This window comes from Halarchaeum nitratireducens, from assembly GCF_014647155.1.
Classification (GTDB): domain Archaea; phylum Halobacteriota; class Halobacteria; order Halobacteriales; family Halobacteriaceae; genus Halarchaeum; species Halarchaeum nitratireducens.
The window spans coordinates 133,630-153,216 of the sequence record NZ_BMOQ01000002.1; the positions used below are offsets into that span (position 1 = coordinate 133,630).

A 19,587-nucleotide genomic window follows, 5' to 3' on the forward strand; every position below is an offset into this window, starting at 1 on the left:
GCACCATGGCCGATGTCTACGACGAGATCGAGCTCCGCCCGTGGGACGACGTGCTCGCCGAGCACGCGCGTCTCCTCCCGAAGCAGTTCGACTACCTCGTCGAGCACTCCGACTACTACCGGCGCACGTTCGACGAGTGGGGCGTCGACCCCGGCGACGTCACGTCGCTCGACGACCTGCGCGAACTCCCGTTCATGACGAAGCAGGACGAGCGGGACTGCCAAGCGGTCCAGTCGCCCGCGAAACCGCTCGGGAAACACCAGACGGCACCGACGTCCGCGCTCAATCGCACGATTTCCTCCTCGGGGACGACCGGGAAGCCGACGTACTTCGGACTCACCGCACAGGATCGCCGCGACTGGAACGAGGTGCAGACGCGGGCGTTCTACACCGCCGGCGTCCGCCCGGAGGACACGGTGCTCTTCGGCGCCGGACAGACGATGGTCACCGGCGGGACGCCCTACTTCGAGTCGCTGACGAAACTCGGCGCGAACGTCGTGCCCGCGGGCGGGGAGAGCACCGAACGCCTCCTCTCCGTCGGCAAGGACATCAACGCGGACGTCCTCTGGACGACGACCTCGCACATACGCTACCTCGGCGAGAACGCCGAGGACGTCTGCGGCGTCGCGCCCGCGGACCTCTCGATGCACAAGGTCATCGGGGGCGCCGGTCCCGGTATCGCCAACCCCGAGATCCGCCGGGAGTTCTACGACACGTGGGACGCTTCGCTCGTCCGTGAGGGCATGGGTCTCGGCGACATCCTCGGGTGCATGTGGGCGGAGTGCGAGGAGGAAGACGGGATGCACTTCCACGCGCAGGGCCACGTCCACGTCGAACTCATCGACCCGGAGACGGGCGAGGCGAAGTCGTTCGAGGACGGTGCGGAAGGCGAACTCGTCTACACGCACCTTCGGCGCGAAGCGACGCCGCTCGTCCGCTTTCGCTCCGGCGACTACGCGAGGGTCACCGGCACCGAGTGCGCCTGCGGACGCACCGCACCGAAGATGCAGTGTATCGGCCGCGCCGACGACATGCTCATCTACAAGGGCATGAACGTCTTCCCGTCGGCGATCCGCGACGTCGTCTCCGCCGTCGAGGGTGCGGCCCCGCGCATCCGCGTGCTCACCCCCGACGCCGACAAGGTCCACTTCGAGGATCCGATCGAGGTCGAGATCGCCCGCGAGACCGGCACCGACCGCGCCGACGACGAGATCATCGAGGACGTCGTCTCCGAGGTCCGAGGTCAGCTCAAGGTCCGCGTCGATCCGACGATCGTCGACGTCGAGGAACTGCCGCCGTCCGAGTACAAGACGGACCTCGTCGAAGTCCGCGCCTGAGGCGCCACCCCTTCTCGTTTCGCGTTTCGACGGTCGGTAGCGTCGCGTCTCCCGTTTCCGTCACGTCCCGACTCCGGGACGCGATCGTCGGCGGAAGATTTATAATTATTAATTGTAATCTAGCGATCGATCGCGCTGCTCGAGCGCATCCGATCCCGGCAGACCGGTGCCGGTGACCGAGTCCGGACGCACTACGACCGACCGACGTATCCACCACCATGAACGCGGACACACGGACGACGGACGGAATCGACCGACGAACGTACTTGGGCGCGCTGGGGGCGGCCGGCGCGGCGGGCCTCGCCGGGTGTAGCGGCGGCGGCGAGAGCGCGAGCGACGAAGACCTCGGGGAGCGCGTGCCGACGATGCCCGGCGCGATCATCGCCGGAACGGCGGGCTCGTCCGACTTAGAGCGGGCGATGCAGCACGTCCAGACGCAGAGCGAGGAGGTGCTCGGGGTGCCGATGGAACTCGTCAACCGCGAGATCACGACGTACTGGACGGAGGCGTACAACGACCAGCGCACGTTCAACTTCACCGTCTCGATCTCGCCGTCGTTCCCGAGTGTCCTCGACCCGGACAACCTCCTCTACTCCTACCACATCAAGAACGCGGGGGCGAACGGGCGCCCGAACGGCATCAACTACGCCGACTGTGACTTCTCGCGGAAGGTGGACGCTCAACGCACCGCGACGAACCGGGAGCAACGGCGATCGCACGTCACGGACGCCCTCTCGGCCGCTTCGGCCGACGTCACTCCGATCACGCTGTGCACGTCGATCACGGGCGGCGCCTATCGGACCGACCAGCTCGACCCCGGCGACGCCGGATCGGCCGGTGCGAGCCTCCGCAATCCGGAGTTCCTCTGGAACACGACGGCGACCGGCGAGGCGGACGGCATCGTCTCGAACATCACGCCCGCGAACATCGCCAGCGCGACCTACATGTCGAGCCAGCCCGCGACGCCGTGGGTGGGGACGGTGTACATGCCGCTCCTCTACCGGGACAGGAACTACGAGCTCGCGGCGGGCGCCGCGAAGGACTGGACCGTCGAGAACAGCTATCAGACCTTCACGTTCGACATCCGCGAGGGGATGACCTTCCACGACGGCAGTCCGCTCACCGCGGAGGACGCCAAGTGGACCCTCGAATTCCTCGACGACAACACGGATAGCTTCTCCGCGATCAACGAGTACCCCTACGAGTCGATCACCGCCGTGGACGACACGACGCTGACGGTCGAGATGTCGCGGCCCGCACCGTCGTGGCTGACGGCGTTCGTCCCCATCTGGTCGGGCGTCCTGCCGAAGGACGTCTGGCGGGCCGCCGGCGCCGAGGAGAACCCGACGGACCCCGACTTCGAGGGGCTCGTCGGCTCGGGCCCCTACCGCGTGGTCCAGTACCAGCCGCGCCAGATCCTCGTTTTGGAGCCTGACGAGGACCACTACATCGACGCGGGCGCGGACCTGACGATCCGCGGCTATCAGGGGCGCCAAAGCGCGTTCCGCGCCTTCCAGACTGGTGGCCTCAACCTCCTGATCAACATCACGAACGACACGTGGTCGCAGATCGAGGACGGAATGGCGGAGTCGGCGACGGTCGTCGCCGGCGACGCGTTCACGTCTTTCGAACTGCGCGCGCAACACTCGTTCGCGCCGTCGATGTTCCGGGAGTTCCGCCTCGCCGTCTCGCAAGCGCTCGACCGAGCGCTGATAAACGGCATGTTCACCCGCGGGGAGGGGAGCCCGGAGCTGTACGCGTCGTTCGTCGGGAAGAACCACCCGTGGCGCCCGGAGAGCGACGACGCGCTGACGAAGATCGCGGACTCGCCGCGACCGAACGAAGAGGCGGCGAAGCAGGTGTTGCGCGACGCGGGGTGGGGGTGGGACGGGGACGGGCGACTTCACTACCCGCCCGAGAAGGACCTCACCCCCCGCTGGCCCGAGGGATCGACTCCCTGCGAGGAACCCGATAGCTTCCCCTGCGTCCCCGATATCTGCGAGTGACCGCGGTTCGGTCGGGCTCACCCGGCCGAAACGACCCGCTCGCGGGTCGAGAACGGCGAACCGACCGGTACTATCGGCATATTTATTATGTTCGATGATGAGCGACTTGTGTGTGGATGGTCGTCACGGTTCTGACGGCCCGGCGAGCGGATCGGGACGTGGAGCCGACGACACACGGGATTCAATCATGACTGACGATTCACCGGACTCTGATGGGATCGATCGACGAACGTACTTGGGCGCGCTGGGGGCGGCCGGCGCGGCGGGCCTCGCCGGATGTAGCGGCGGCGGTGGGGGCGGATCGAGCGGCGAGGACTTGGGCGAGCGGGTGCCGGCACTGACGGTGGCGTCGCTGGGCGGCGTCGCGGGTGCGTCCGCCATCGAGCAGGCGAACCAGCACGTCGCCACGCAGATCAGCGAGGTGTTAGGCGTCCCCGCGGAGGTGACGATCAAGGAACTGACGACGCTGTGGAACGAGGCGTACAGCGATTCCCGCACGTTCAGCTTCCACCTCGATCTCTCCCCGCAGTTCCCCAGTAACCTCGACCCGGACAACCTCCTCTACTCCTACCACATCAAGAACGCGGGAGCGAACGGCAATCCGAACGTCATCAACTACGCCGACTGCGACTTCTCGCAGAAACTCGACGAACAGCGTACCGCCTCGTCGACGGAGAAGCGTCGGGAGTACGTCACGGACGCCCTCTCGACCGCCTCGGAAGACGTCATGCCCACGACCCTCTGTACGAACACGGGCTCGTCGATCTACCGCAACGATCAGCTGAACGCGCAGGACGTCGGGCAGGCCGGACCGGTCGATCGAAACCCGGAGTTCCTCTGGAACACCGAGCCGATCAACGGGGCGAACGCGATGAAGTCGAACGTGACGCCGGGGAACATCCCGAGCGTCGTCTACATGAACAACCGTCCGTCGACGCCGTGGGTGGGGACGGTGTACATGCCGCTCCTCTACCGGGACAGGAACTACGAGCTCGCGGCGGGCGCCGCGAAGGACTGGACCGTCGAGAACAGCTATCAGACCTTCACGTTCGACATCCGCGAGGGGATGACCTTCCACGACGGCAGTCTACTCACCGCGGAGGACGCCAAGTGGACCCTCGACTTCCTCAACGACAACGCCGACACCTTCGCCGTCATCTCCGAGTACCCCTACGAGTCGGTGACGGCGGTGGACGACACGACGCTGACGGTCGAGATGTCGCGGCCCGCACCGTCGTGGCTGACGGCGTTCGTCCCCATCTGGTCGGGCGTCCTGCCGAAGGACGTCTGGCGGGCCGCCGGCGCCGAGGAGGATCCGATGAACGTCGAGTTCGACCGGATCATCGGTTCGGGGCCCTATCAGGTCCGGGACTTTCAGACCCGTCAGATCCTCGCCATGGAACCCTACGAGGACCACTACATCGACGTCACCGGCGACCTCATCTTCCGGGGCTATTCCGACCGGCAGAGCGCCCGCCGCGCGCTCGAATCGGGCAGTCTCAACATCCTCCTCAACAGCACGAACGACACGAACGAGCAGATCAAGAACGCCCTCGGCGATAAAGCGACCGTCGTGACGTCGGACACGTTCGTGTCGTACGAACTGCGCGCGCAACACTCGTTCGCGCCGTCGATGTTCCGGGAGTTCCGCCTCGCCGTCTCGCAGACGCTCAACCGCACTCGACTGAACGCGTACTTCAACGGCGGGACGGGTACCCCCGAGCTGCGTTCGTCGTTCGCGGGAAAGAATCACCCGTGGCGCCCGGAGAGCGACGACGCGCTGACGAAGATCGCGGACTCGCCGCAGCCCAACACGGAGGCGGCGAAGCAGGTGTTGCGCGACGCGGGGTGGGGGTGGGACGGGGACGGGCGACTCCACTACCCGCCGGAGAAGGACCTCACTCCCCGCTGGCCCGAGGGATCGACCCCCTGCGAGGAACCCGATAGTTTCCCCTGCGTCCCCGATATCTGCGGCTGAGCGCGACCCGATCGGTTTCGGGCCGGGTTCGCGTCGGCCGGCGGCGCGCGACCGGGAAAGATGTTTATTCGATCGTCGGTATTACTGCGGCATGGGAACTCATACCGATCCCGCGTCCCTCTACGAGCGACTCCGCGACGACGGCCTCTTCGAAGAGTCGGGCGAGGAAGTGCGACTGAGCGACGCGTTCTCGACGGCCCGCGAGCGCGAGCGAGCGGCGGTCGCAGCGCTCGATGAGGACGCACTCGCGGACCTCCGCGAGGCGTACGTCGACGGCGCCGACGTCGCGGCGACCGATGTTGACGAGCGGACGCTCGCGGACGCGGTGGCGGTCCACGAGACGTGCGAGAGCGTCGACCGAGCCACCAGCCTCCACGTCGCGCGCTCGCTCACGCGCGACGGACTCGACGGTTCCGATCCGCACGTCCCGGACGGATTCGTATCGCTCTCCGGTGACGAGATCGGACGGTTCCTCGACGCGCACGCGGCGGCCGTCGTCTACTGCTGGCGGGAGGAATGCGACCCGTGCGACGCGGTGCGTGCGGATCTCGAATCGCTGCGAGGCGAGGGACTGTTTCCCGACGAGATCGGACTCGGCGCCGTCTACGGGCCGGACAACGTCGACGAGCTCCGCGAGTCCTACGATGTCGGCGCGGCGCCGACCGTCCTCTTCTGCGCCGGTGACGCCGTCGCGTCGCGCTTCGTTGGAAACCCGGGTCGTGGCGCGCTCCGTGCGGAGACCGAACTCCTGATCGACGGGGTGTAACGACCGATCGGTCCGGGCGCGTTCGCCGCCCGTCGACCGCGAATCACCGGATACACGTCTCGATAGAGGAAAGAATTATAGTGGCCCAACAATGATGAGGGTTTCATGAGGGTTCATGCAGATTAACGATTCGAGCGGGTCGACCGACTCCGGCTTGCTCGGTGCGCTCCGTCCGGGGCGGCTCCGCGATCACTACCTGTTCCGGAACCTCCGCTCGTCGCTGAGGCTCTACCTCTCGGATCGGCTCACCGTCGTGTTCCTCGCGGGGTTCGTCCTCGTCCTCCTGGCGGCCGTGTTCGGTCCGATGATCGCCCCGTATCCGCCCGATAAGGTGTTCATCACCAGCAGCGGGGAGATACTCAAGCTCGCCCACCCGTCCGGGGAGCACCTGTTGGGGACCACGGCGCGCGGACAGGACGTGTTCAGCAGGCTGTTGATCGGCGCCCGGCCGACGTTGTTCACCGGGCTCCTCGGCGGGTTTCTGGTCGTCCTGATCGGCGTCACCATCGGCGTCTCCGCCGGCTACTACGGCGGTCGCGTGGACGACGTCCTCATGCGCCTGACGGACTTCGTCTTCGGCATCCCGCTCATCCCGACGGCGATCGTGCTCGCGGCGTACTTCGGCGTCGGCACGTGGAGCACGATCCTCGTCATCGGCTGTCTGCTGTGGCGGAACAACGCCCGCGTCTTCCGCTCGCAGGTCCTCCAGATCCGCGAGCGCGAACACGTCCGGGCCGCGCAGATGCTCGGCGCGAGCGACCGATACGTCATCACGCGCCACATCCTCCCGAACCTCGGCGGGATGATCGTCCTGTTCTTCGCGCTCGGGACCGGCCTCACCATCATCATCAGCGCCTCGCTGTCGTTCCTCGGCTTCGCCGACCTGTCGCTTCCCTCCTGGGGGCTCATGCTGCGTAACGCGTACAACTCGGGCTACATGGCGAGCGCTTGGTGGTGGTCGCTCACCTCCGGCTTCGCCATCTCCCTCACCGTGCTGTGCATCTTCATGCTCGGGCGCGGATACGAGCGCGTGCACGAAACCAACGTCTCGGAGTTCTGATCGACACCATGGCACCCCTACTCGAAATCGACGATCTCGACATCACGTACCGCACGAGTTCCGGCGACCTCAGGGCCGTTACGGACGCCTCCATCTCCATCGACGCCAACGAGTACTACGGCCTCGTCGGGGAGAGCGGCTGCGGGAAGAGCACGCTCGCCGGCGCCGTCACCAACTCCCTCGATCAGAACGGCGACATCACGGGCGGCACGGTGACGTACCGCGGCGAGGAGATCCAGGACTACTCGGAGGAGGAGTACAACGACGAGATCCGGTGGAAGGAGATCGCGGTCATCCCACAGTCGGCGATGAACAGCCTCAATCCCCTCTCGCGCATCAGCGAGCAGGCGATCGAGGTCGCCGAGGCCCACACGGACTGGTCCGAGGAGAAGGCGGTCGACAAGCTCGAAGAGCTCTTCGGCGTCGTCGGACTGCCGGCGTCGCGCGTTCACGACTACCCTCACCAGTTCTCGGGCGGGATGAAACAGCGCGCCATCATCGCTTTCTCCCTCCTGCTCGATCCCTCCATGATCATCGCGGACGAGCCGACGACGGCGCTCGACGTGATCATGCAGGACCAGTTCCTCAAACACCTCGACGAGCTCCGCGAGATCCGCGACTTCAGCCTCCTCTTCATCACGCACGACATCGCGGTCGTCTTCGAGATGTGCGATTCGATGGCCGTGATGCACGGCGGGCAGGTCGCCGAACGCGGCGACACGACGGCGCTCTTCGACGACCCCCACCACCCCTACACGCTCCTGTTACAGCGCGCGTTCCCCGACATCCGGTATCCGAACAGGAAACTCGAAGGCATAGACGGGACGCCGCCGGCGCTCGAGAACGAAGTGGACTACTGTACGTTCGCGGATCGCTGCCCGTGGGCCGAACCCGAGTGCCGCGAACGCGCGCCCCCGACCGAGGTCGTCCCCGGCGACGCCGAACACGCCTCCGCCTGCGTTCGTAGCGACGAGGTGGCGACGCTCGCGGCGCGCGACCTCGAGGACGTCGACGACGACCACGGGGAGCCCGCCGGTGCGGACGCCGGGGCCGACCGCGGAGGCGACGAGTCGATCCTGTCACTTCGGGGTCTCAACAAGCACTTCAGCCAGTCGACGAACGTGCTCGATACGATTCGGGCCAGCGTCTTCGGCGGCGAGCAGGACGCGGTCCGCGCCGTCGACGGCGTCGACCTCGAACTGAAGGAGAACCAGATCCAGGGCGTCATCGGCGAGAGCGGCTGCGGCAAGAGCACGCTCCTCCAGACGCTCATGGGGAAGTACGAGCCGACCGAGGGCGAGATCGTCTTCGACGGCACGCCGGTCTCGTCGTTCGATAAGGCGGACTGGAAGGAGTACAGACGCCGCGTCCAGATCATCCTTCAGGACCCGTTTAACACGCTCAATCCGCACTTCTCCGTCCGGGAGACGCTACTGGAGCCACTTCGGATACACGACATGGAGCGCAGCGAAGAACGGGTGCTCGACGTGCTCGAGCAGGTCCGGCTGACGCCCGCCGAGGAGTACATCGACCGCAACGAGTCGCAGCTCTCGGGCGGCGAGAAACAGCGCGTCTCGATCGCGCGCGCGCTGATCCTCGAACCCGACGTCATCCTCGCCGACGAGCCGGTGTCGATGCTCGACGTCTCGACGCAGGCGTCGGTCCTCGACATGCTCAACGAACTGACCGACGAGTACGGCGTCTCGATGCTGTACATCTCCCACGACCTCTCGACCGTCTCGTACGTCTGCGATCGGGTGAACGTCATGTACCTCGGACGGCTCGTGGAGAGCGCGCCGACGATGGACCTCCTCACCGATCCCAAACACCCGTACACGCGCTCGCTCCTGCAGGCGATCCCCGTCCCGGACCCCCACCACGAACGGGAGTGGGCGGAGCTCCCGGGAACGCCCGGCGACGCCTCCGACCTCGGAACGGGCTGTCGGTTCCGCGATCGCTGTCCGGACCGGATGGATGTCTGCGAGCGGATGCCCCGTCAGGCGGACGTCGGCGACGATCACCGGGCGGCCTGCCACCTCCACTACGAGCACGGCTCGGGCGACGACCCCGCGCCGACGGCCGCGACCGACGGAGGTGAACGATGAGCCAACTCTACTACTACGCGCGCCGAACGGTGGTCTCGATCCTGCTCATCTTCGCCATCGCGACGTTCCTGTTCTTCGCCTTTCGGTTCATGCCGGGCGACTACGCGACGCTCCTGTTACAGCAGGGCGCCTCACCGGAGCAGGTGGCGAAGGTGCGACAGATGTGGGGGCTCGATCAACCGCTGTACGTTCAGTACTTCAAGTGGCTCAGCAACATGGCTCAGGGGAACGCCGGAATGTCACGGCAGTTCAACGAGCCGGTCCTCGAGGTCGTCCTGCCGGCGCTGCGCAACTCCCTCATCGTCGCGCTCCCCGGCGTGTTGGTCGCGTTCGTCCTCGGGTCGCTCTACGGTGCCCTGATGGGGAGTCGGCCGAACTCGCTGCTGGAGAAGTACGGCATCATCCCGCCGAACATCGTCGGCACCACGCCGGACTTCTTCATCGGCATCCTGCTCCTCACCGTGTTCTCGGCGTGGCTGGGGTGGTTCCCCTCCGGGAGCATCGCCTCCGTCGACACGCTGACCAGCACCTCCGGATGGGGGATCTACCTCACGTCGGACTTCTGGTACCACTACACGCTCCCGTTCCTCACGGTCGTGATCAAGTACATGTACTACCCGACGCTGGTGATGCGCGGGAGCGTCGTCGAGGTTCGGAACCAGGAGTTCGCCACCTACCAGCGGCTCCTCGGGCTCGGCAAGTGGCGGCGCTTCCGTCACATCATGAAGCACGCGTCGCTTCCCGTCGTCACCGTCCTCCCCGCCGTGACCGCGACCTCGATCAGCGGGCTCGTGCTCATCGAGATAGTCTTCAACTGGCCGGGCATCGGGCAGCTGCTCCTGACGTCCGTGTTCGCGCGTGACACGCCAGTCATCCAGTTCATGTTCCTGCTCATCGCGGCCTGGATCGTCATCGGGAACTTCATCGTGGACATCGCGTACACGATCATCGACCCCCGGATCACGATCGAGGGCGAATAACGCCCGCGCTCGGCTCGTTCGATTCCGCCTCTCGTCAACGTCGTTCGCCCGTCGCGCGTCCCGCGACTCCTCGCCGTCCGCATTCTCAGTCTTCGCCGTTTCCGTCTCGTGCACGCCCGCGAAACGAACAGCCCACGCCCGCGCTTCGGACGCGGTCGAAGACGTGTCGCCGCGCGTTTCAGCCGTCGTCGCGGATGAGGTCGGAGGCTCGCTCGGCGATGGCGATGGTGGGCGCGTTCGTGTTCCCGGTGGTGATAGTGGGCATGATCGAGGCGTCGACGACGCGGAGGTCGTTCAGGCCGTGGACGCGGAGGTCATCGTCGACGACGGCCATCTCGTCGTCCCCCATCTTGCACGTCCCGACGGGGTGATAGATCGTCTGGACGGTCTCACGGACGTGTTCGCGGATGTCCGCGTCCGTCTCCGCGTCGCCCTCGGGCCAGATCTCCTCGCCGCGAACGCCGTCGAGCGCGCTCGCGTCGGCGATCTCGCGGGTGCGTTTCACGCCGTGGACGAGCCGCTCCATGTCGGCCTCGGCGTCGAGGTAGTTCGGATCGATCAGGGGATCGTCGAAGGGGTCGTCGGAGGCCAGCGAGATCTCCCCTCGGCTCTCCGGGTGGAGGAGCGTCGTGCTCGGCGTTATCCCGTTCCCGTCGGGGTTGTCGAAGCCGTGATTCATGAAGTAGACGCGCGCGAGGAAGTACTGGAGATCGGGCACGTCCAGGTCGGGGTCGCTGCGCTCGAATCCGGTGACCTGACAGAGGACCTCGCCGGGTTCGATCTCCGGGTCCACCGTGCACTCGTACGCGGAGGAGGCGACGAGGTGGTCCTGCAGGTTCTGCCCGACGCCGGGGAGGTCGTGACGGACGTCGATGTCGTGCTCCGCGAGGTGGTCCGCGGGGCCGACCCCGGAGAGCATGAGCAGCGCCGGCGAATCGATGGCGCCCGCGGAGAGGACGACCTCGCCGGCCGCGGCGCTCCGCTTCGTGCCGTCCTGTACGTACTCGACGCCGGTCGCGGTGTCGCCGTCGAACGTGACGCGCGTCACCCGTGCGCCGGTCTCGGCGGTGAGGTTGTCCCGTTCGAGCACCGGATGGAGGTACGCCGTGGCGGTGCTCTGTCGCTCGCCGTCTTGCACCGTGAGCGGGAGGGGGCCCATTCCCGCCTGCCGACCGGCGTTGACGTCGTCGTTTCGGTCGAAACCGACCTCAACGGCGGCGTCGATGAGCGCGGACGTCACGTCGCCGTACGGGTGCTCCTGCTCGACGCGGAGCGGTCCGCCCTCGCCGTGGTGTTGGGACTCGCCGCCCTCCCAGTCCTCCATGCGCTTGAAGTAGGTGCGCATCTCGTCGTACCCCCAGCCGTCGTTGCCGAGGTCCGCCCAGCGGTCGTAGTCGCGGGGGTTCCCGCGGACGTACATCATCGCGTTGATCGCGCTCGACCCACCGAGGGTCTTCCCGCGGGGCCAGTACTCCTCGCGCCCGCCGAGACCGGGTTGCGGGACGGTCGAGTAGTCCCAGTCGATCTCCGAGCGCATGAGGAGCGGGAACGACGTCGGATCGTGGATCTCTTCTTTCTCGTCGGGCTTCCCCGCTTCGAGCAGCAGTACTTCGTTCTCGTTCGACTCGCTCAGGCGGTTCGCCAGCACGCAACCCGCGGAGCCGGCGCCGACGATGACGTAATCGTATCCGTCTGCCATCTCGATTCGAGTCACGCGCTAATCAATAATGAACGTTAGGTATATATCAACGCGACTCCGCGGCTCTATCGAGGGGGCCGTCCCCGCCGAATACATCACTATTATTGTGTGTGGTGCCGACACTCCGTGTGATGTCCAGTACCAGCGACGACGGTGGGGAGACGATCGAATCGATCCGCTCGCGGCACCGCGACGCGGCGGCCGACGTCGTTCCCGAGCACACGCAGTTGTACATCGGCGGCGAGTGGCAGGACGCCGCGAGCGGCGAGACGTTCGACACGCTGAACCCGACGACCGGCGAGGTCCTCGCATCCGTCGCGCGCGGCGGCGAAGCGGACATCGATCGCGCCGTCGAGGCCGCGTGGGACGCCTACGACGAGGAGTGGTCCGAGACGAGTCGCGCCGAGCGACAGGCGCTCCTCACCGAGATCGCGGACCGCGTCGAGGAGCATCAAGAGGAGCTGGCGACGCTCGAAACGCTCGACAACGGGAAGACCCTCATGGAGGCGCGGATGGACGTCGGCGGCGTCGCCGAGCAGTTCCGGTTCTTCGCGGGCGCCACGAACTCGCAGAGCGGTCACACTCGCGACGAACCCGGCGTCCACGGCGAGGTGATCCGCGAGCCGTACGGCGTCGTCGGCCAGATCATTCCGTGGAACTTCCCGCTGGCGATGGCGTCGTGGAAGCTCGCGCCCGCCCTCGCCGCCGGTAACTGTTCGGTGCTCAAGCCCGCCGAGCAGACGCCGCTCTCCGTCCTCCGCTTCCTCGAAATCGTCGACGACGTCGTCCCGGACGGCGTCGTGAACGTCGTCACGGGCTACGGCGAGGAGGCCGGCGATCCCCTCTCGCGCCACGACGGCGTCCGCAAGCTCGCGTTCACGGGATCGACGGCCGTCGGCAAACAGATCATGCGCAACGCCGCGGAGAACGTCACGGACGTCACGCTCGAACTCGGCGGGAAGAGCCCCATCGTCGTCCACGCGGACGCCGACCCCGAGGAGGCCGTCGGCGTCATCGCCATGGCCATCTTCGCCAACACCGGCGAGTGCTGCGAGGCGGGCTCGCGGCTCTTCGTCCACGACGACGTCGCCGAGCCGATCCTGGAGGGTCTGATCGGCGCCGCGGAGGGGATGACCGTCGGCGACCCCCTCAAGGAGGAGACGGACGTCGGTCCGAAGGTCTCACAGGAGCAGGTCGATCGGACGATGGACTACTTAGAGCGCGCCAAAGAGGGCGGCGCGACCTTCCTCGCCGGCGGCGACGCGCCCGACGACGAGGCCCTCTCGAACGGCTGTTTCGTGACGCCGACCCTCGTCGAGGGCCTCGATCACGACCACGAGGCCGTTCAGGAGGAGATCTTCGGCCCGGTCCTCGAAGTCTTCCGCTGGGACGACTACGACGAGATGATGACGCTCGCCAACGACGTCGACTACGGACTCGCGGGCGGCGTCATCACGAACGACCTCGAACTCGCCGACCGGACGGCACGCGACATCGAGGCCGGCTACATCTGGGTGAACACCTGGCACGAGATGTCGCCCGGTCTCCCCTACGGGGGGTACAAGCAGTCCGGGATCGGCCGCGAGCTCTCTGTCGAGACGCTCGACTACTACACGCAGGCGAAATCCGTCAAGTACGGTCTGGACTGACGGTCTCCGACCGCGGGCGATCGAGTAGTGCGCGCGATGGATCGCTCCGACGCCGCGCCGGCGAAACGCTCTTCTCCCTCCGCACGGCTCTCCCCGTATGCGCGTACACCACGTCGCGCTGGAGGTCGCCGACGTCGAGACGACGAGCGCCTTTTACGAGGACGTGCTGGGTCTGCACGAGACCCGCACGTTCGAGATCGACGGCGAGCGAAGCGACTGCGTCGGTGGGGACGGCGGCGGCGAACTCCAGTTCGTCGAAGTCGACGAACCGGACCGCGGCGTGAACCACGTCGCGGTCACCGTCGCTGATCTCGACGCGACCATCGACGCCGCCGTCGCCGAGTGGGACAGCGAGGTCGTTCACCGCCCGAAACGCCTCGACGGCGGGGACCGCGTCGCGGTCCTCACCGACCCCGAGGGGTACCGCGTCGAACTGATCGAGGCGGACGGCTGACCACGCTCGGTCCGTTCGGCCTCGCCCCCGACGTGCGACGAGATAGTACATAAAACCGACAATATCAGGCAGTAGTACATAAATAACCACTTCCGAATATGGGTATGAAACGCATCTTATCACCTATTAGGCCCACTTGATGAAAATATATTCAGACCAGTGAATAGTCAAGATGTAAATATTTTTCTGTGTGCCTCCCCGATAGCGCCCCTCGCTCGTCGCTTCGCCGGCTACTCGCCACTTCGAAACGCACCTAGTATTACTGCTCAGTATATCTGACCAGTATTTTCAGTCAACTAGGACTCCTCGCTCTGCGTCACCACGTGAGGCCCTCGTAGGTGAGGCCCTCGCGGCGCTCGACGATCCGGCGGCCGTCGACGACGATTCGCTCGTCCATCGCGTCGAACTCGGCGTCGAGCGCCGCGAACTCGTCCCAGTCGGTGGCGACGAGCGCGCCGACCGCGCCGTCGAGGGCGTCCGCGGCGGAGTCCGCGTACTCGATGTCGGGGTGGTGCTCGCGGGCGTTCGCCGCGGCCACGGGGTCGTAAGCGACGACGTCCGCGTCGCGCTCGCGGAGGCCGGCGACGACGTCGAGCGCTCGGGAGTTCCGGACGTCGTCCGTCCCGGGCTTGAACGCGAGACCGAGGACGGCGACGCGCTCGCCAGCGACGTCGACGTGCTCGTCGAGGAGCGCGAGCAGACGCTCGGGCTGGCGGTCGTTCACCTCGACTGCGGCCTCGAGCATCGCCGGTTCGTAGCCCGCCTCGCGGGCCGCGTGACGGATCGCGCCCGTGTCTTTCGGGAAACAAGAACCGCCCCACCCCAACCCCGAGCGGAGGAACTGTTCACCGATGCGGTCGTCGAGGGCGATGGCGTCCGCGACCTCGTAGGCGTCGATCCCGAACTCCCTGCAGACGTTCCCGATGTCGTTGATGAGCGAGACCTTCGCTGCGAGGAAACCGTTGTTCGCGTACTTGATCATCTCGGCCGTCCGGGTGTCCGTCTCCACGACCGGCGCGCCGCTCGCCTCGACCAGCGGCGCGAAGACCGCGGCCATGTCGTCGCTGACGCGCTCGTCGTCCGCGCCGAGCACGACCTTGTCCGGGTCGCGGAAGTCCCCGACGGCGCTCCCCTCGCGGAGGAACTCGGGGTTCATCCCCACGCCGAACGCCTCGCCGGCCGCCGTTCCGGACGCCTCCTCGATCGCCGGTGTGATCGTCTCGTCCGTCGACCCCGGGACGACCGTGCTCTTCACGACGACGGTGTGCCAGTCGTCTTTCGCGGCGAGCGTCTCGCCGAGCGTCTCCGCGCCCGCCGTCATGATCGAGAGGTCGATGCTCCCGTCGTCGCGTTGCGGCGTCGGCAGGCAGAGGAAGGTGACGTCGGTATCGAGGACGGCTCCGTAGTCGGTCGTCGCACGCAAGCGGCCGGTGCCGCCCGGGCCCGCGTGCGCCTCGACGAGGTCGGCCAGCCCCTCCTCGTGTATCGGCGCGACGCCGTCGTTGAGCGTCTCGACGGTCGTCTCGTCGACGTCGACGTTCACGACGCGGTGACCGAGGTCGGCGAAGCACGCCGCGACCGTCGTTCCGACGTATCCCGAACCGACGATACTCACGTCCATACCCGACGATAGGCGCGGACGTTGATGACGGTTCGGTCGTGGGCACGACGCGGGGACGTCCGCGCTCTCCGTTTCCCCCGAGCGTCGACACGTATATGCCGGCGCGTCGGCGTACACGGACACGTCCGATGCAAGCCGTCGTACTGGCCGCCGGCGAAGGGACGCGGCTCCGACCGCTGACCGAGGACAAACCGAAGGGGATGGTCGAGGTCGCGGGCCGCCCGCTCTTGACGCACTGCTTCGAACAGCTCGTCGACCTCGGTGCGGACGAGCTCGTCGTCGTCGTCGGCTACATGAAAGAGCGGATCATCGAGCGCTACGGCGACGCGTTCGACGGTGTCCCGATCACGTACGAACACCAGTGCGAGCAGAAGGGGTTGGCCCACGCCCTGTTGACCGTCGAGGAACACGTCGACGAGGACTTCATGCTCATGCTCGGCGACAACGTCTTCGACGCGAACCTCGGCGACGTCGTGCGCCGACAGCGCGAGGACCGCGCCGACGCCGCCTTCCTCGTCGAGGAGGTCCCCGAGGCGGAAGCCGGCCGGTACGGCGTCTGCGATACGAACCAGTACGGCGAGATCACGGACGTCGTCGAGAAGCCCGAGGACCCGCCGTCGAACCTCGTTATGACCGGCTTCTACACCTTCACGCCCGCTATCTTCCACGCCTGCCACCTCGTCCAACCCTCGAATCGCGGCGAGTACGAACTCAGCGAGGCGGTCGATCTCCTGATCGAGTCGGGGCGGACCATCGACGCCATCGGGATTGAGGGGTGGCGCGTCGACGTCGGCTACCCCGAGGACCGCGAGACGGCGGAGGCGAAACTCCGCGAGAGCGCGGAGCCGGAGGCGGAGGCGGAGCCCGGGGCGTAGTCGCGGACGGCGCGCGGACCGCGTCGCGTCCCCCGGTGCGCGACCGACACGAATAAGCGGGCTTCCGTAATACCGTCACGTATGGACAGGAAGGAGCTCGGATTCGGGTTGTTCGGCGTCGCGGCGCTCGTGGAGATCGTCGCGCTCGCCCTCATCGTTTTCCGCGGCGTCCAGTCGATGGCGCTCTTCTACGTGATCGCCGGTGCCGCGGTCGTCGCGCTGGGCGCGCTCGGCCTCTACACGCTCGAAGCGTGGCGCCACCCGACCTCGTCGCACGAGACGACGCACTGAGCGGCGGCGGAGGCGGCCGATGAGCGGGGTTGGATCACGCAGATCCGGTGTTTTTTCGACGGTCGGCGTCCGTGACGATCGGCGCCATCGCTGGCCCGCTGGAGCGGCCGCCGGGAACGTGCCGGCTCAGGCGCCCTCGGTCACGATGTCTGCGACCCGCTGTCGGTCGAACAGCGTGAGCGAGTCGCTGGCGAGCGTATCGAGGCCGTTCCACTCTCCGAAGGCGTCGGGGTAGAACTGCCGCGCCGTGGCCTCCGTCTGGAAGAGGTTGACGATGGGTCCCTGATAGGAGCCACCGCCGCGATAGAGGCGGTCGTTCTGCACGGCGCGCAACTGCCCGCCGACCGGGTCGTCCCGCATCCGTTCGATCTCGGCCTCGAACTCCGCCGTCGAGACGTGCGTGAGGCCGTACTGGAAGACGATCGCGTCGGGGTCGACCGACAGGAGCTGCTCGTAGTCCCAGTTGGCGTATCCGCCGTCGATGTGCCCGTCGAAGGCATCGCGGATTCCGAGGTCGCGGTACTGTTTGTGGTTGTTGCCCGCCTGTATGGGGTACGCCCAGAACGACCCGTTCTCGAAGTCTGAGTTCACCGAGATCAACCCGACGGTCGGCCGTTCGGCCGTCGGCGGGAGCGTCGACTGAATCGTCGCTCGGAGCTCCTCGTGAACCGCGTCGTACGCGTCGTACCGCTCGGACTCGTCGAAGGCGTCGGCGACGATCTCGAACGCCTCGTACAGCGAGTAGTAGCGGTAGTCGTGCCAGTCGTCGCCGCGCCGCCGGATGTCGTTCCCGAGGAAGGGCGCGACGTTCCGTTCGATCTCCGCCGCGTCGTCTCTCGTTCAGTCGTCGTCGAGGACGCCGAGCCAGTTCGGATCGACGAGGTGTACGTCGCAGTCGAGGCTGTACAGGGTCTCCGTATCGAATCCGCTGTCGCCACCGATCGACGTGACGCCGTCCAGTGAGACGTCCACTCCCGGGAGGTAATCGTAGAAGAACGCGGGCACGTTCGCGGGATCCCACAGCCCCCGCAGTCCGTCGGCTTTGCCGAGGGCGATCCCCATGTCGCCGTACGTGCTGAGGAACGACAGCCACGTCTCCGGTGCCTCGTCGAAGGAGACCTCGCCCATCGGTTCCATCGTCACCGAGTGCGGACCGTCGGCCGAATTGGCCGACGTGTTCGTCGTCGTCATCGTCGTCTCCGCGTCGGTGACCGGAGCGTCGCTCTCGCTGCCGGCACAGCCCGCTACCAGCCCGCCGGCGAGCACGCCGCCGCGCGTGAGGTAGTTCCGTCGCGTCAGTCCCGCGTCGCCGCCGCTGTCGTCGGCCATGATTTTAGGCTACCCTAATAATCTAAAGCCGTTTCGGTCACGGCGTGCGGCGTGGCTACGAAGGCGTCTCGTCGGTCGATGTCGCGTCCTCCGGCGGCCGGAGGAAGAGCGCGGCGAGGCCGGCGACGACGGCGAGCGCGCCGCCGAGCAGGAACGTCCGGTTCCACCCGAGCGAGGTGACGAGGAGGCCGGTGACGGTGCCGCCCAAGACGCCGCCCCAGATCTTCCCCGAGTAGAGGAGGGCGTAGTTCGCGGAGGAGTGATCCGTGCCGTAATACTCAGCGACGACGGTCGGGAAGAGCGTGTACTTCGGGCTCCAGAAGAACGTCGCCACGACGACGGCCGTCACGAAGACCGCGGGCGTCCCCCGGATGCCGAAGTGGACGACGGCGAAGAGCCCGAGACCGCAGAGGACGAACGACGACGCCATCGTTCGCACGGGGTCGAATCGGTCCGCGGCCTCGCCGAGGATGAGACGGCCGACGGCGCTGGAGAGCGGGAGGAGCGTCGCGGCGAGCGTGGCGACCACCGCGGCGAGACCGAGGTGATCGGCGTAGTCGACGATCTTCTCGGTGAGCATCAGCCCCGATCCGGAGACGGCGACGAACATCGCGTACATGAGCCAGAACTGCCAGGTGCGTAGCATCTCGCGCCACGTGTACTGCCGACCGCCCTCTGCGAGCGACGGCTCGTCGTCGCGGCCGTCGAGCCACCCGTCCGGCGGGTCGCGGATGACGAGCGCCCCGGCGAGGACGACCACGAAGATACCGAGGCCGACGGTCCGGAGGAGCGAGACGTACGCCCCGTCGGGCGCGGCCGGGCCGGTGATCGTGCGGACGACGGGCACGAGCGCCGCGGGTCCCGCGGCGAACGCCATCGTGCCGATGCCGGAGGTGAGTCCGCGGCGGTCCGGGAACCACTTCAGCGCGGTGTTGACGGCGACGGTGTAGACGATGCCGACGCCGACCGCGCCGAGCGAGTAGGCGAGGTAGACCTGCCAGACGGCGCTCGCGTACGCGAGCGCGACGTAGCCGCCGCCCGCGAGCACCGCGGCGAGCGCACAGATCCCGCGCGGACCGTGCCTGTCGCGCCACCACCCCACCGGGAACTGCGAGCCGGCCTGGAAGACGACGAACAGCGTGAACACCGTGGAGAGCACCGCGGCGTCGACGCCGAGGTGGCGCGCGACCGGCGAACGCAGGCTCGACCAGACGTACTGGTACGGCCCGACGACCGCCATCATTCCCGCGGCGGCGGCGACGAGCCACCACCGCGAGAACCCCAGTATCTCGCGCGCCCGCGTCCCGTGATCTCGATCCATTCGCGTCGGCGTTCGCTTCGACCGGCCGGCGGATAAGCCTCCGGATACGGGTCACACGCCCGCGGCACGGTCCGGCGTCGCGATCTCGTCCCCGATCGACGCGACACCACAACTCC

16 protein-coding genes are annotated in these 19,587 nt (G+C 67.1%); 11 read left to right on the top strand and 5 right to left on the bottom strand.

Annotation, left to right across the window (positions count from 1 at the left end):
* The first annotated feature begins 5 nt into the window (after positions 1 to 5).
* The 7 genes from IEX91_RS03070 to IEX91_RS03100 all read left to right on the top strand — a co-directional run bounded on the left by IEX91_RS03070 (position 6) and on the right by IEX91_RS03100 (position 10,232).
* Positions 6 to 1,337 (top strand): phenylacetate--CoA ligase family protein, encoded by a 1,332-nt coding sequence (locus IEX91_RS03070; RefSeq protein ID WP_188877046.1) that lies wholly within the window; start codon positions 6 to 8, stop codon positions 1,335 to 1,337.
* Between the two features lie 218 nt (positions 1,338 to 1,555).
* The gene (locus IEX91_RS03075; protein ID WP_188877047.1) at positions 1,556 to 3,343 is read left to right on the top strand and encodes an ABC transporter substrate-binding protein; all 1,788 of its coding nucleotides are present in this window, start codon (positions 1,556 to 1,558) and stop codon (positions 3,341 to 3,343) included.
* A 187-nt stretch (positions 3,344 to 3,530) separates the two neighbouring features.
* Entirely contained in the window at positions 3,531 to 5,321 is a 1,791-nt protein-coding gene (locus tag IEX91_RS03080; protein WP_188877048.1) for an ABC transporter substrate-binding protein, read from the top strand.
* A 91-nt stretch (positions 5,322 to 5,412) separates the two neighbouring features.
* Entirely contained in the window at positions 5,413 to 6,087 is a 675-nt protein-coding gene (locus IEX91_RS03085) for a YbbN family protein (protein WP_188877049.1), read from the top strand.
* Between the two features lie 115 nt (positions 6,088 to 6,202).
* Complete coding sequence (locus tag IEX91_RS03090; RefSeq protein ID WP_188877050.1) at positions 6,203 to 7,147, top strand: ABC transporter permease; 945 nt, start codon at positions 6,203 to 6,205, stop codon at positions 7,145 to 7,147.
* An 8-nt stretch (positions 7,148 to 7,155) separates the two neighbouring features.
* Positions 7,156 to 9,252, top strand: a complete 2,097-nt coding sequence (locus IEX91_RS03095; RefSeq protein ID WP_188877051.1) for a dipeptide ABC transporter ATP-binding protein — start codon at positions 7,156 to 7,158, stop codon at positions 9,250 to 9,252.
* Positions 9,249 to 10,232 carry an ABC transporter permease gene (locus tag IEX91_RS03100; protein WP_188877052.1) on the top strand — a complete coding sequence of 328 codons (984 nt, stop codon included), beginning with the start codon at positions 9,249 to 9,251 and terminating at the stop codon, positions 10,230 to 10,232. Before IEX91_RS03095 ends, IEX91_RS03100 begins: the two co-directional genes overlap by 4 nt.
* A 178-nt stretch (positions 10,233 to 10,410) precedes the next feature.
* On the opposite strand, the gene IEX91_RS03105 is transcribed toward IEX91_RS03100, so the two are convergent.
* A complete protein-coding gene (locus IEX91_RS03105) occupies positions 10,411 to 11,931 on the bottom strand; it encodes a GMC family oxidoreductase (protein WP_188877053.1) in 1,521 nt (506 codons plus the stop codon).
* 131 nt (positions 11,932 to 12,062) lie between these two features.
* Between IEX91_RS03105 and IEX91_RS03110 the strand changes: the two genes are divergently transcribed.
* Together IEX91_RS03110 and IEX91_RS03115 are read left to right on the top strand one after the other, a co-directional pair.
* Complete coding sequence (locus IEX91_RS03110) at positions 12,063 to 13,580, top strand: aldehyde dehydrogenase family protein (RefSeq protein ID WP_188877054.1); 1,518 nt, start codon at positions 12,063 to 12,065, stop codon at positions 13,578 to 13,580.
* 97 nt (positions 13,581 to 13,677) lie between these two features.
* Positions 13,678 to 14,034 carry a VOC family protein gene (locus IEX91_RS03115; protein WP_188877055.1) on the top strand — a complete coding sequence of 119 codons (357 nt, stop codon included), beginning with the start codon at positions 13,678 to 13,680 and terminating at the stop codon, positions 14,032 to 14,034.
* A 316-nt stretch (positions 14,035 to 14,350) separates the two neighbouring features.
* Here IEX91_RS03115 and aglM read toward each other — a convergent pair whose 3' ends face one another.
* A complete protein-coding gene (aglM, locus tag IEX91_RS03120; RefSeq protein ID WP_188877056.1) occupies positions 14,351 to 15,655 on the bottom strand; it encodes a UDP-glucose 6-dehydrogenase AglM in 1,305 nt (434 codons plus the stop codon).
* Between the two features lie 128 nt (positions 15,656 to 15,783).
* On the opposite strand from aglM, the gene aglF reads away from it, so the two are divergent.
* Entirely contained in the window at positions 15,784 to 16,530 is a 747-nt protein-coding gene (aglF, locus tag IEX91_RS03125; protein WP_188877058.1) for a UTP--glucose-1-phosphate uridylyltransferase AglF, read from the top strand.
* 81 nt (positions 16,531 to 16,611) lie between these two features.
* Positions 16,612 to 16,821 carry a hypothetical protein gene (locus IEX91_RS03130; RefSeq protein ID WP_188870041.1) on the top strand — a complete coding sequence of 70 codons (210 nt, stop codon included), beginning with the start codon at positions 16,612 to 16,614 and terminating at the stop codon, positions 16,819 to 16,821.
* Between the two features lie 126 nt (positions 16,822 to 16,947).
* Here the strand turns inward: IEX91_RS03130 and IEX91_RS16230 are convergent, their stop codons facing one another.
* From IEX91_RS16230 to IEX91_RS03140, 3 genes are read right to left on the bottom strand one after another with little or no spacing between them, the layout of a single operon-like run.
* Positions 16,948 to 17,640, bottom strand: a complete 693-nt coding sequence (locus IEX91_RS16230) for an ABC transporter substrate-binding protein (RefSeq protein WP_407647940.1) — start codon at positions 17,638 to 17,640, stop codon at positions 16,948 to 16,950.
* Between the two features lie 21 nt (positions 17,641 to 17,661).
* On the bottom strand, positions 17,662 to 18,150 hold the full coding sequence (locus IEX91_RS16235; protein ID WP_229772770.1) for a substrate-binding domain-containing protein: 489 nt from the start codon (positions 18,148 to 18,150) through the stop codon (positions 17,662 to 17,664).
* A 55-nt stretch (positions 18,151 to 18,205) separates the two neighbouring features.
* Positions 18,206 to 19,471, bottom strand: coding sequence for an OFA family MFS transporter (locus tag IEX91_RS03140; RefSeq protein ID WP_188877059.1), 1,266 nt, complete (start codon positions 19,469 to 19,471; stop codon positions 18,206 to 18,208).
* Positions 19,472 to 19,587: the final 116 nt, after the last annotated feature.